Below are 13,164 nucleotides of genomic sequence, written 5' to 3'. Positions count from 1 at the left end.
CTAACTGGTTTTGATACCTTTAGAAAGTAGACATACCTCTTGAATACAATTAGTATTAACATATGAAATACGAAAAGCTTAAAAAGGCTTTCACATGAAGAAAGGAAGTTGCACAACTATGGATCTTAAAACAGTTATGCAAGAACTTGAAGCTCTAGGTAAGGAACGAACGAAAAAAATATACATATCTAACGGTGCGCATGAGCCAGTATTCGGAGTAGCTACAGGTGCTATGAAACCAATCGCTAAAAAAATAAAATTAAATCAAGAGTTAGCTGAAGAGCTTTATGCCACAGGTAACTACGATGCTATGTACTTTGCAGGTATTATTGCCGATCCAAAAGCTATGAGTGAGTCTGATTTTGATCGCTGGATAGACGGGGCATATTTTTATATGCTATCTGATTATGTAGTGGCAGTAACTTTATCGGAGTCAAATATTGCACAAGATGTTGCTGATAAATGGATTGCAAGTGGGGACGAGCTTAAAATGTCTGCCGGATGGAGTTGCTACTGTTGGCTTTTAGGAAATCGCAAAGACAATGAGTTTTCCGAAAGTAAAATTTCCGATATGCTTGAAATGGTGAAAGATACAATTCATCATTCTCCAGAACGAACAAAATCCGCTATGAATAATTTCCTAAACACTGTGGCAATATCATATGTACCACTACATGAAAAAGCAGTCGAGACTGCAAAAGAAGTTGGTATAGTTGAAGTCAAACGTGATAATAAAAAAAGCAGTTTGTTAAATGCTTCTGAAAGTATTCAGAAAGAACTAGATAGAGGAAGACTTGGTTTTAAGCGTAAGTATGTAAGATGTTAAAAGTATGAAGGTGTCAATCTAGGAGAGATTGACACCTTTTTTGTGGACATTACTAGACTAACGGAGCTGCAAGTTAAAGGGAACCAATCATTCATCTCCCACTATACATCTCAAACTTCTTCTTTCAATTTATATACCCTATCTCTTTTCTCATCATCTTTGATAAAAATAAGTTTTCCTTCTGTAACAAAACCTTCTAATAGTAAACATACTTGTCCATATGCTTTAGGCTTATTCGTAGTGAATCTTTCATCGGGTATTTTACCAGATCGTATTAATCGTTCACATAGCTCAAGCGCACTTATTTCTTCAGAATCAATTAATTCTAAAATATCTTTTTGTAATGGTGATAAAGGGGCTGGTACCTTACATACCTCAGCTACCTCCACCTTTTCTTTTTCTTCTTCAAATAAATCTTCAAATGAAATTTGATTCATTACATCTGTTCCTTTCTAACGATTGATTTGTATAATATGAACTGAATCCTATAGCGTATTTATTATTATGTATTACTTACCTTTTTTCATAAATCTCAAACTCATGTACATCGTTTCATATAGTATGTTTTGATTATACCAAATATACGTTCTGTTTTCTATTGTAGAATTTTCATAACAGAAATGAAAGTAATAGTAAACATTTCTCTTCTCGTTAGTTATATAGAAAACTATGTAAAAAGTTTACATAATAAAATTATAGTGATCTGTTAAATTTCTATGCAAAAAAGAAGCACTTGTTGTCTCAAGTAGACAATCAAGTGCTTTAAGTTCATATGTTTTTAAGTAACATTAAATTTGTAAATTTTATTGTAACAGTTTGACACCTTTTATATGTCGTGACAACTACTACGTTAAAACTTACGAGTTTGTACGAGTTCGTTAGTTTTATGTCTCTTCCATGCGTTTAAATGTCATCTCGCCTAAGCTCGCACCTCTTTTTCTGTTCTATCATTGTACGTAACACTCCATGATGGTACAACCATCATGGAGTATCTATTTTCAAACACCCTATTATTTTTTCTATCCACTTCACATAAAATTTATTTTTCATTCATCATTATATTTTTTAATCGTGTAATTTACTTAAAAAATCAGTAAATGTATCTGCAATGTAAAATACATTTTCTCTTGCGATTTTCTCTGCTTCTTCTGCCGTAATCCCTTCACTTTCCATCAGCGCTTCCTTTTCCCATGCATCTTCATGTTCCCAAAAAACAACAATTGGATTTTCTTCATGATTTTTATAATCAAAGCAAATTAAATTTCCTGCTGGGTCAAATGCAAACGGAATTAATTCTTTAGGTAATGTACCATTAAAGTCATTATATACTTCAACTATATATTCGTCACTATTTTCATCAAAAGATAATAAATTCCCAAAAACTCTTTCATGATTATTCACATTAAATATTTCTGGTTCCACATTAGCACCATTATTCACAGCTACACATTTTATATAATCGTTTGGAAATTTAACACCTATTTCATTACCAATTTCCCCTACAAAATCTTCACTTACAGTTGCATCAGCAAATTGCCAATCTACTTTTCTCATCTAATTCCATCTCCCCATAATTTATTTCCGCCTAAGTGATTTACTTTATGTACTTTTGAAATAACTAATTGCATCTTGCCAGGGACTTGATGGTGATGCCAAGTTAATCCTTTTATTCTTGCCTTACCAGCATTTATTTGAGCTAATTGATCTGGAGAAAACAATTCTTTTGAAATCTTGCCTGAATCAATCGCTTCTTTTAATTTCCTTGTACATTCCTTAAATTGTGCCTCATCTGGACTAATATGTAAATTCTTATCTAGTCTCATTTTCGTTTTAGTATTCGAATATGTTTCTGTTAGTCCCACAACTTCTTTAAACTCTTCAACACTATCATATCCCTTAGGCACAATTGATCTATTAATCAAATTTCCGTCTTTATCGTCATTATTTTTAATTACTTCGTCAATTTCAGATCTATGAACAGGATTACCCGTACCCTATGTTGTAATCTTAAACCCTCACAATAAAAAAGCAAACCATGTAAACCCTTATTAAACTACTTCTTTTTCTTCCACTACTGGCAACTCATAAGCTGTTTTATATTTCATCATGCCATATACAATGTTTACAAGCCTTCTCATAATACATACCAATGCTTGTCCTTTTGTTTTTCCCTCTTTAAGTTTCTTTTGATAGTATGCATGAAACACTGGGTTTCTAGGTAACTTACTTCCTTTCGCTACTTGCACTTGCTGTACTGCTAAATTATAAAATAAAGCGTGTAGCGCCCTGTTTCCTTGTTTGCTTTTGTGTGTCTTACCTTTCCCACCAGAACCAAAGTAAACAGGCGCAATCCCCGCAAATCGTGCTAATTTATTGGCATTTGGAAATCGCCTTACATCCCCAATTTCTGCAATTAATGCTGATGCCGTTACAAGTTCTATTCCCGGCATCGTCTCTAATTGATAATCTAGTAGATTTACTAACCGTTTTAATTCTCTTTCGATGTATTTCATTTCCTTCTTTTTAAACTCAATATCCCGTACAATACTTCTTACTAAAAAGTCTCGTGTTTCTTGATACTCTTTCATTGTTTGTCCATCTTCTTTTACAAGTTTTAATATGTCGCTTGCTTTCTTTACTGAACATGTATTGTTGCTAACATCTAATAAAAAAGCTGTTAATTGCTTTATATTCGCACCCTCTAAACAAAAGGGTGACGGATACTGCTGCCAAAATGCTAATGCTGTTTTTCCATCTAACTCTGAGAAAAACTTTTTATAACTTGGATAATGGTGGTTTAATTGAATATGTAATTGGTTCTTTAACGCACTTTGTGCTTTTACTAATGCATTCCTTCTTGAAACTAGTTGTTGTATCGACCAAAATAAATCGTTTGGCTTTGCATCTGGTAATTGATTTAACTTATTTATTAGTATACGGGCTACGCATTCCGCATCCCAACTATCACTTTTTTGTGTCGTCACATGGCTTTTTCGCTCTAAAAATGATAAAGCTGGATTTACTTCTTTCACTACTTGTTCATGATCTACTAAATATTTCGCTAACGCTCTTCCATAACCACCAACATCCTCTAAACCAAATACAACAGTTATCCCAGCACTCACATATGTCTCTACTTCTAATAAAAACTTCGAAAATGCAGATGGTTTATTATCAAATTGTATTTCTCCTAATTTTTCTTGCCAACAATTAATAATAACAGCCGTATGATGCTCCTTATGTAAATCTACTCCTACATACAAATAGTTCTGTCTATTATGCATAACTCATCCCTCTATTCAATGATTTAGTCATATATAAAAACGTCGGCAACCTTAGTTCGAGCGTTCATCTTCCGATGCGCATAGGTACGCAAGCCTATCCATTTTCATAATTTCATAAGTACATATAGTAAAATGAGTGATTTTTTTAAGTACGACTATTATATAATTGCTGGATGTTTACCGTTTGTTTGTATTTGCCCGTATGTATATATCCCTCGATAAAAACTCTCTCGGTCTAACATGCGTTTCACTTGTACTTTCGTAAATTGTTTTCCTTTCTCTGTACGATAACCTTCCCTATTCAGTCGTTCTGCCAATTGAGTCAGCGACCAATGTTTAAAAAAGTGTCTTAACTCAAATAGTCTACGTACAACCACTGCTTTCTCCGTATCTACTTCTAACACCTTTTGTTCTTTCTTTACTCTATAACCAAACATCACACCGCCCCCCGCATATCCACCTTGTTCTGCTTTCTTCTTTCTGCCTCGACTTAGCTTTAATGCAATCTCAAGACGTTGATATTGATCTAATAGCTCTAACATACCATTTACTAAAAAGTCATTTGGGTCATGCGTGTATATACTATAATTTGGTTGTTCAATTGCTTTCACATCTACCTTGTGTTTCTTTAGCTCTCGTTGTATTAACACTTTTTCCATATCAGAGCGCCATAACCGAGATGTATTTAGTACAATAACTTTGCTCACTTGATGATATGCCATATCCGACAATAGCTCTTGTAGACCTTCACGTTCAACTGTTAATCCATCTTCATCTACTTTCGCTCCGCTGATTCCTTTATCTTCGTATATGTGAAGCAGTTGTAGTTTATTTTCGATGCAGTACCGTTCAATTTCTTCTACTTGATACGTTAGGCTATACCCTTCACGCACTTGTCCTTCCGTTGAAACTCGTACATAACCAACTACTTTCTCTCCCATATTGAGCCCCTTCCCGTTACAGCAATTACAATCCCTGTAACGTTTACCCGTTTTTTGCGGATAACGTGTGCATAACGTCCATCCGTTAAAACGTACTTTACGATGATTTCCAAAAATAATACAACCCTTTATTTTTTCCTCTACTATCGTCGTACGCTGTACATAGCCATTACAATCTATAAAACAACAATAAAAATTTAACACTTAATACACTTATAAAATTATAATGCTCTTTTAAATTTCTACGCTTAAACGCAAAAAAGCACTTGTTGCCTTTAATTGACAATCAAGTGCTTTAAGTTCATATGTTTTTAAGTAACATAAGTTTGTAAGTTTTGTAGTAACAGTATGACACCTTTTGTATGTCGTGACAACTACTACGTTAAAACTTACGAGTTTGTACGAGTCCGTTAGTTTCATGTCCATTCCATGTCTTTATATTCGTCGCACAGTAAAATGTCATCTCGCCTAAGCTCGTAATTCTTTTTCTATTCTATCATTGCACATAATACTCCATGACGGTACAACCATCATGAAGTACGTATTTTCAAACACTCTATTTTTTTCTCTCCACACCACATATACTTTATTTTCATTGATCCTTTTATGAATTATTGTATATTTAACTTTAGCAATACAAACATTGACATATCTGCAAATGAATTAGTAAGTGTAAGTTATTAAAACTAATCCTATATATCCATTCGCATAGGAGTAAAACACTTGCTTCTTCTATTATTGGACAGGGCCCATAAACTCAGTAATAATTAGAATATGTTCCTTCAATTTCACCTTTTTTAAATTCTCTACTTTTTCTTCTCCACCAAGCCCTAGTAAAGGTGTATAACCAAAACATTCTTCATACTCTGGTTCATTATATTGTTTTATTGCCTCTGGATAAGGTAACCAACCTAATGCCCTTTGTTTAAATGCTTCTTCCTCTAAAAATCTAATAAACAAGGAGAATTTTGAGGCTAACACTTTTGTTTTACCTTTCCGATAGTTAATCATAACTATATACGACTCTTGATTTTCATCTTTCTCAAAAATTATAATATCACCTAGGGATGTAGTAAAAATAGGAATCGTTCCTTTACTCCTTAAGTATGTGTCACTTACTAAAGAACTAAAATCATCCGGATTTATTACTTTTAAATAGCCATCCATAAAAGTCCCATAGCCATAAATTCTCCATGCTTCAATCAATTCTTTAGGAAGGTATTCTTTATACTTATTTATTGTAGACTCTTCTACTTTACTATTTTTTTTAAAATCACTATAAATACTCAATTGACAATCCTCCTTTAATATGTAAGTTTAACATTTAAATACGTATTTTTCCGTTGTTCTAGGGTTAAACTCTTTTCTAATTCCTTGATTTGTTCATCAACAATATCAATTCTATACCGCCATTGACTACCTAGTGAAGAATTTATCCTTTTATCCCCCAGACCACCAATATGCAACGGATTTCCCCCTGCTATTTGATCAGGATTATGAAGTGCTGCCTGTGTTTTCAACCAACTAGCTGCTTTTCCCTCAGCTTCTTCCCAAGACATTCCACTTTCAAATAATTCTTCTATTTTTTTACTTAAGGCTTTTTCACGAGCTGCTTGTTGTGCTGCATTTCCTTCTATTGCTCTACCTTCATCAATAAATCGCTTCCGATTTTGCTGATACTCATATACGGTTAATTCATTCATACCTTTTTCTTGATCCTTTAACTGTCTTGCAAATTCTTCTGAATCGAATTTAGTTTTATAATTAAAGTTTACTTCAATTTCATCAATTCGCGGAACGTTATCTAGGTTCTTTACTTCACCCGTACCCTTAGCAAGTTGATAAGCGTCATCTTTAGCTACCGTACTTGCCTTTGAAAACTTTCCAACTACTTCTCCAACAGTTGAAGATTCTATATAAGAAAGCTTCATTCCTATTCCAGTATCCTCCGTCCTAATTGCTGCTGGAATAGGAGTATTTTTCATAGCATCTAGTGCATTTTTTTAAGTCTTATTTTCCTTAAGCGATTGTACCACATTATTTCTACGCTAAAACGCAAAAAAGCACTTGTTGCCTTTAATTGACAATCAAGTGCTCTAAGTTCATCTGTTTTATAAGTAACATTAATCCGTCACTATTCTTTTTTCAATAGCCCAACTAAAGTTAGTTGATTTGGATATTTTACATATTTACTCGCTAATAATGCATTCCTTAATTTAACAGAGAATATTTTAAGATTTATTTTGCTCTTCATATTCTTTCATCTCTTCGAATTTTCTTCGCTCATTTTCATTACTCGGTTTCTTCCCTAAATATTTATATTCAAAATAATCCACTCGGTCATTCGGTCCAAAAGTAGATTGATACCATTTAGTATACCCATAATAAATTTTTAATTTCCCCTCAGATGTCACAATCACGTCAAAAGGTTTATAGACTTTGTATCAAAATTTTAAAAACCTTTTATTCAAAACCGATAACAATCCATTCATCTACAAAATCCCAAAAGTGAACATTATATTTAGGCTGACTCTTAGCTGACCAAAAAGTAGCATTGTTATTCTTACAATTTTCATAATCTATAGCTATGTAGCTCCCCATACCATTACTAAAGAATCCAAAAGATGTTTTTAAATTAATCTTTATAGGTTCTTCCAATTCATCTATAATCCCCCACTCTAAGTCATCATCCCCAAAGTAAGTTATAGCTTCTAATGGCATCAATCCCATCGATTCACTTGTGTAATCATAAAATCCATTATGAACATTTTCATAAAAGTCCCTAATAGATTCAGGAATTTCTCTCCATGAAGATTCTAATTCCTCATTATTAAAACTATCTTTAGGATTTCTTCCTTCATAATATAAATCTTCTCCACCTTGATTTTTTATTGTATACAAGATTGAATAGGTGTCCTCACTTATCATCAGTTCAATATCCTCAAGGTATTCTGATAAGTAAGCAATAGTATTAGATAAATTATTATCTACATATTTTTTCCATATACTTAAAATTTTCTTGATTCTCTTTTCTCTATTATGTTCACTAAATACTTCCACCCATAAATCAGGAATTAAAGATGCATTTATATTCTTAAATTCATTTGCATTAATCAATTGAATATCTTCATTATACTCTCTTAATATATCTAACTTAGAACTCATTTTTCCCCATCCTTTTTAATATTATTTTATTTTATTCTTTTTTAAAATCATCAATTTGTTTTTGCAATATTCTTTCAAGCTGTTTTTCTCTTGTAATCATCTTGCTCCTAAAGTCAAGACTAACTTCTATCTCATCTGGTGTTCCCTTTTTATAATGTGTCCATTCTTCATACGATTTAGATTGCTTTGAAGTGTTTGCAGATTTACTTAATCCTGTAAAGTTTTCTGGGTTATTTAATACTTCTAACTGTTGTTTTTCTGTTAAATTACCAAAACCATCCATACTTGCAATTCTGTCCATAGACACAATATGATCTGCTTCTAGTGAACCTATAAAAGTTTTTCCAGGAAGAGCCTGATCCTCCGTTTCTATCTTTTTATTGTGGCCTTTATTTACTTGTTTTCTTATTTTTGCTGTCGGTGTTTTTTTTCTTAATGCTTCATATTCTTCATCTGTAATCTTTCTCTCACCGTACCTAGGAGGAATTCCACTATCCCCCGTACCCTTAACCCCACCACTCTCCAAATTCGAGATCTTACTCTGAATACTCGCCTTTGAGGCATCATGGGCTTCTTGGAATTTCCCGCTATAGTTCGTTCCAGATCTAACGACACTTCCATCTGGCATTATTTCTACACCTTTAGCGAATGGGGTTACGGAGTCCACACCTTTTGCCACTAGACCTTTAATGAAGTAGTCCGCATCATTAATCTTATCTACGGTTTTCCAGCCTTGTATTTTTAAATTTTTTAATAGATTATTTTCCTTAAGCGATTGTACCACATTTTTACCCAAATTTGGATTAAAACCAGGCATTCCTTCTTTGAATTTTAATAATTTGGCTAAATCAGCTAATTCACTCGTCCCTTTGAATGCTTTTACTCCTTTTCCTACTGCTCCAACAACTGGGATTGCATCTAATCCGCCAAAAATGATGTTTCCTACCCGCTCTTCTTGGCTCAATTTCCTATGTGTTCCCCAGTCTTCTCCGTCGATACCGCTTTTTATTTGTACACCTCCGTATACTACTGCGGCAGCGGCCCCGAGTGGTGGACAAAGGATTGTTGTGATGATGATTCCTACGCCTATTCCTATGTCTCGCACCATTTCTAGTTTTTTCTGTTCATCTTCTATCGATTTGTATTCAAATCCTCGTGTGGATGGGACTACTTTCTTGTATTCTTCATAATTTAATTTTGCATCTGGATTTTGTTTTTTTAGTTCTTTGTATTCCCCTCTCAGTACGTTATCAAATGCAGGTGAATCTCTAAAAATATCTTCTACTGTTATTTTATCTTTCTTCTTCTGTATTGTTTGTGGTACACTTCCGTAGCCTGCATGCGCACCTGGTAATACTGTCGTTGTTGTAGAGCCAATTCGGTTATTTGTTTCAAAACTGAGAATAGATGTATCTCTCATTTTTTGAGCAAATTTATCCATTTCTATTAAAAAAGGTTTATCTATATGTTCAGAGACTAATCGCCCTGCTTCTCCGCAATATTTTTGTAATGTCGAATAGCTATCAAGTAATTCCCCGATTTTTTGCGATTGATCTTTAGGATTAAAATGTATACTACCATCCGAGTCTAAATCTCGTATTCTTCCATCAATTTTTTTTAATAGTTCATTTGCGTCCCGTAATTTTATGAGTGCATCTTTTGTAATTCGATTCATACCATCCCCCATGTTTTGCCATGGTTCAGGTCTATATTTCACATCCATCTCGTTTTCATCCCCCCAGCCGTATGGTGATTTCTACAACTTACTTAATATTTCACGTAATTGTTCGTCCTTTTCAAGCATTTCTACACATACATTTCCTACAACTGTCGCTGACCTAGAATAGTGTTCAGCCAATTCTAGTGTTTTGTGTAATATATCAGGATATTTTTCAATTACTCTCATCGCTTCACCTTTTTGATAAAAATCACAGCTTAATAAACTCTCAATATTCGTTCCAATGACGTCTACATGGATTTTATATATATTTTCTAACTTCATTACTATATCAAGTAGTTCTTGAAAATTAACTAATACTTCTTCTCCACCACCAGAACCACTATCTCCCATTGATACTTGCATTATTGAATACCTCCTAACGAGAATTGTCTCGGGTCAATTAACTTTTTATATGGCATTTTTAACACGTCATACAATTTCTTATTAACCGCATAGAGGCTCACCCAGTCATATCGATTACGATCTACATCTATTTGAACGAAATCTTCTCCTTCAGTGAAATATAAGAAACATTCCCATTTTCCTCCTCTATTACTTCGAGGCCTCGTATACGTTTCTATCGCTATAACGTCTTTATTTGATAAATCTTTTTCCTCAAATGTTTGTTGTTCTGCCTCTGTCATTCTCTTTGAGAAAAATGTATCTTCTATTTCCCTCGGTTCTCTCAATAAGAAAGGAATGCGTGTTAATAATGAAAAATATACGTCCGGTTTTGGTATGTAGTCGATCTCGTATTTTTTATTTGGTTCTATTTCTGTTAATACAGCCACTCGGTCTTTATCCTCTTTTAAAAAGCCAATTAATACATTATTCATTCTCGTGTATTCATGACAATTTTCATATTCCTTTAATAGTTCAATTATTTGAAAAGCTGCAGGGGTAATTCCATTTTCACTTGTAAGTAGGCCTTTTTCTTTTAAACTCGTAGTTGCTTTCGTGACACATTCTGCATCAAGTAAAATAATTGCGTCACGGTTTGGCAATCCAAATATATCGGTAACCCCAGCTGCACCTGCGAGAACATATAATTCAGCAGGTGCAAAACTCATTTCTTTCCCCATTCTTTTATCCCTCGTTTCTCCATCACAGTTGTTTTATCGCCCTTACTTCCGATTTATCTCCGTACGTTTGAATGCTTTTATCTAACTCTTTCAAAGCTTTCGTATGTCCTTCAAATGCCTCTACCATTTCTGAATTATATTGAATGATCAAATCAAGATAACTTAAAAATGCATCTCTCGTTTTTCCATTCCATTTCGCACCTGTGACATATGCTTTTAAGTCTTTCGCTTGGTTTAAAGAATCCTTCATACCATTTTCAATGTTTTGTGCGTAAGAAATGGCACTTGCAGTGTTACTTCCTATAATTTCAACCTCTTTACCACTCATGTTCGTTCCCTCCATTCTTTGTATGCTTAATGGATAAGTTTTTCAAATTCCTTTTTCTTTTCTTCAAAAGCCTTGGTCGCTGCAGCGTATGCTGACGCTTTCTCTGCTTCTGCTTTCGCTTTATATTCCAAATACTTTGCATAAGCTGTACTTTTTGCAGATCCAACATCGCTTAATGCACTTTTAAAATAGGATACTAATGTATGTAATTCTTCATCCTTTTCATGACGTTTTTGTTCAAATTCAACTGCCGGAATTTTATTAGCTTCTAAACCATTACTTTTACTCTCATACTCTCTCTTCGCTGATTCAGCCTCTTGAATGAATTGCTTTAACTCTCTTTCTTTATCTTTTAAATAATCATGTAAATCATCATACCGATCTCGTTTCCTCGCACTTTCTGTAAAACCAGACGCATTTAAAAAAGCATTGTACAATTCATCTAACATCTTTCTCCCCCTTTAGCACAATAACTATGTAGTTAAATTCGTATATTTAAACATGAATATTCATTACATTAAGAATTAACAAATAATTATTTTTACATATTGCTATTTTATCAAAGGGATTTTAACATTTCCATATTTTATGAATGGCTTTCGCATTTTTCTTCAATAAAGTGAAACTTTAATCAATATGACTATGTATTTATTACTACCTTTTATCCAATTCATTCGTATTAAATCCTTGCTTGAGAGTAAGACCAGTTCTTTCTTATTTCATCAACAATTATTTCTGGATAATCCCAATGAAGCGTACGAGTAGGCTCCCTGATTCGTTATACTATTTCTTGGGCTGTTTTGTTTCTATATTCATTCCAATATTTTGGCTCAGTCGCTCTTAAAAGAACAATAGAAAAAGGATCTGATATGAATATCAGATCCTTAACTTTAATTTCTTAATACATACATCTTTTTACACGATAACTGGTTCGTACGTGCTCAAATTATCATACTCAGTTTTTACAATACTAGGTGGAAGGTTAACACATCCTCAGATTCACCTTTTCTTGTAGCAGTGCATAATATTTAATAAAATTAAAGCATATTTTTACTTACCAGACTTAATTTTTTCGTTATATTCTTCTAAAGTTAACCCTTTTTCTTTTAGATAAACGGCAACTTCTTTTCCTACATAACGATAGTGCCATGGCTCATACTTAATGCCAGTAATATTCTCTTTATCTTTTGGATAGCGGAGAGTAAACCCATATTCTGCAGCATTCTTATCTAACCATTTGAATGCATCGGTAGTTTCAAATTTTGCATTTAAATCTTCTACAGTATTTTGCCATTCAACTGAAATAATGTCTAACGCTAATCCAGTATGATGTTCACTTGCACCAGGATACTGAAGATATTCCAATGCCTTAGCACTAGCCTCTTTATCCGACAAACCTTGAGATTTATAGCTTTTAACTGAAGCATCATAATAAGTTTGTTGTAATTTTATAGCTCGATAACCTGATCTTAAATAAAGATTGATTCCCTCTTTTTTTGCAGCTGCTACCATATCCTGATAGGAAGTTGCAATTCTACTATCTATTTTCATATTTGGCTTCGCATTTTGAGTGATACTTGTTAATTCAATTCCTAGTTCCTTTGATAACATATGCTCTCTATTTACAAGGATAATTCTCCAATCATTAACATCAGAGATAGGTAAAACATCTTTTTTCTTCGCATGTATTTCATTTTTATTTTTATCGTTATTATTAGTAGTTGCCTGAGATGTTTGTTTTCCACTACAAGCAGCAAGACTCCATCCCATTGCTAATACCAATGCTAAAATTATAAATTTCTTAATTGTATCTCATTC

General features: G+C 33.4%; 15 protein-coding genes and 2 pseudogenes. 1 reads left to right on the top strand and 16 read right to left on the bottom strand.

Annotated features, from left to right (window positions below; all coding sequences use genetic code 11):
- The first annotated feature begins 118 nt into the window (after positions 1–118).
- The gene (locus ACK1U5_RS02260) at positions 119–826 is read left to right on the top strand and encodes a DNA alkylation repair protein (RefSeq protein ID WP_000364670.1); all 708 of its coding nucleotides are present in this window, start codon (positions 119–121) and stop codon (positions 824–826) included.
- A 110-nt stretch (positions 827–936) separates the two neighbouring features.
- Here the strand turns inward: ACK1U5_RS02260 and ACK1U5_RS02255 are convergent, their stop codons facing one another.
- From ACK1U5_RS02255 to ACK1U5_RS02180, 16 genes and pseudogenes are all read right to left on the bottom strand, one after another.
- Positions 937–1,263, bottom strand: coding sequence for a DUF3895 domain-containing protein (locus ACK1U5_RS02255; protein WP_001071909.1), 327 nt, complete (start codon positions 1,261–1,263; stop codon positions 937–939).
- Positions 1,264–1,506: 243 nt separating this feature from the next.
- Positions 1,507–1,714 (bottom strand): annotated as a pseudogene (locus ACK1U5_RS02250) (hypothetical protein).
- A 177-nt stretch (positions 1,715–1,891) separates the two neighbouring features.
- Positions 1,892–2,380, bottom strand: a complete 489-nt coding sequence (locus tag ACK1U5_RS02245) for an SMI1/KNR4 family protein (protein ID WP_001233207.1) — start codon at positions 2,378–2,380, stop codon at positions 1,892–1,894.
- Positions 2,377–2,748, bottom strand: coding sequence for an HNH endonuclease (locus tag ACK1U5_RS02240; protein WP_000610642.1), 372 nt, complete (start codon positions 2,746–2,748; stop codon positions 2,377–2,379). The genes ACK1U5_RS02245 and ACK1U5_RS02240 overlap by 4 nt, the downstream gene beginning before the upstream one ends.
- Positions 2,749–2,874: 126 nt before the next feature.
- Positions 2,875–4,110 (bottom strand): IS110 family transposase, encoded by a 1,236-nt coding sequence (locus ACK1U5_RS02235; protein ID WP_000551888.1) that lies wholly within the window; start codon positions 4,108–4,110, stop codon positions 2,875–2,877.
- Between the two features lie 158 nt (positions 4,111–4,268).
- Entirely contained in the window at positions 4,269–5,051 is a 783-nt protein-coding gene (locus tag ACK1U5_RS02230; protein WP_069604645.1) for a recombinase family protein, read from the bottom strand.
- Positions 5,052–5,786: 735 nt separating this feature from the next.
- The gene (locus ACK1U5_RS02225) at positions 5,787–6,341 is read right to left on the bottom strand and encodes a T6SS immunity protein Tdi1 domain-containing protein (protein WP_050821999.1); all 555 of its coding nucleotides are present in this window, start codon (positions 6,339–6,341) and stop codon (positions 5,787–5,789) included.
- A 14-nt stretch (positions 6,342–6,355) separates the two neighbouring features.
- Entirely contained in the window at positions 6,356–6,832 is a 477-nt protein-coding gene (locus ACK1U5_RS02220; protein ID WP_050399644.1) for a polymorphic toxin type 15 domain-containing protein, read from the bottom strand.
- Positions 6,833–7,282: 450 nt separating this feature from the next.
- Positions 7,283–7,477: pseudogene (locus ACK1U5_RS02215) on the bottom strand (immunity protein YezG family protein); the annotation flags it as partial.
- 37 nt (positions 7,478–7,514) lie between these two features.
- Entirely contained in the window at positions 7,515–8,216 is a 702-nt protein-coding gene (locus ACK1U5_RS02210; protein ID WP_000095661.1) for an SMI1/KNR4 family protein, read from the bottom strand.
- A gap of 31 nt (positions 8,217–8,247) precedes the next feature.
- Positions 8,248–9,939: a hypothetical protein gene (locus ACK1U5_RS02205; protein ID WP_080481802.1), complete on the bottom strand. Its 1,692-nt coding sequence runs from the start codon at positions 9,937–9,939 to the stop codon at positions 8,248–8,250.
- A gap of 33 nt (positions 9,940–9,972) precedes the next feature.
- Positions 9,973–10,299 carry a hypothetical protein gene (locus tag ACK1U5_RS02200; protein WP_001198201.1) on the bottom strand — a complete coding sequence of 109 codons (327 nt, stop codon included), beginning with the start codon at positions 10,297–10,299 and terminating at the stop codon, positions 9,973–9,975.
- A complete protein-coding gene (locus ACK1U5_RS02195; RefSeq protein ID WP_000514121.1) occupies positions 10,299–11,018 on the bottom strand; it encodes a DUF5081 family protein in 720 nt (239 codons plus the stop codon). Before ACK1U5_RS02195 ends, ACK1U5_RS02200 begins: the two co-directional genes overlap by 1 nt.
- A 22-nt stretch (positions 11,019–11,040) precedes the next feature.
- Entirely contained in the window at positions 11,041–11,346 is a 306-nt protein-coding gene (locus ACK1U5_RS02190) for a WXG100 family type VII secretion target (protein WP_000014535.1), read from the bottom strand.
- A gap of 26 nt (positions 11,347–11,372) precedes the next feature.
- Positions 11,373–11,795, bottom strand: a complete 423-nt coding sequence (locus ACK1U5_RS02185) for a hypothetical protein (protein ID WP_000883469.1) — start codon at positions 11,793–11,795, stop codon at positions 11,373–11,375.
- A 601-nt stretch (positions 11,796–12,396) separates the two neighbouring features.
- Positions 12,397–13,128: a M15 family metallopeptidase gene (locus ACK1U5_RS02180; protein WP_000241986.1), complete on the bottom strand. Its 732-nt coding sequence runs from the start codon at positions 13,126–13,128 to the stop codon at positions 12,397–12,399.
- Positions 13,129–13,164 lie beyond the last annotated feature (36 nt).

This window comes from Bacillus sp. XB1, assembly GCF_053557995.1.
This window is presented reverse-complemented; position numbering and strand designations above follow the sequence as displayed.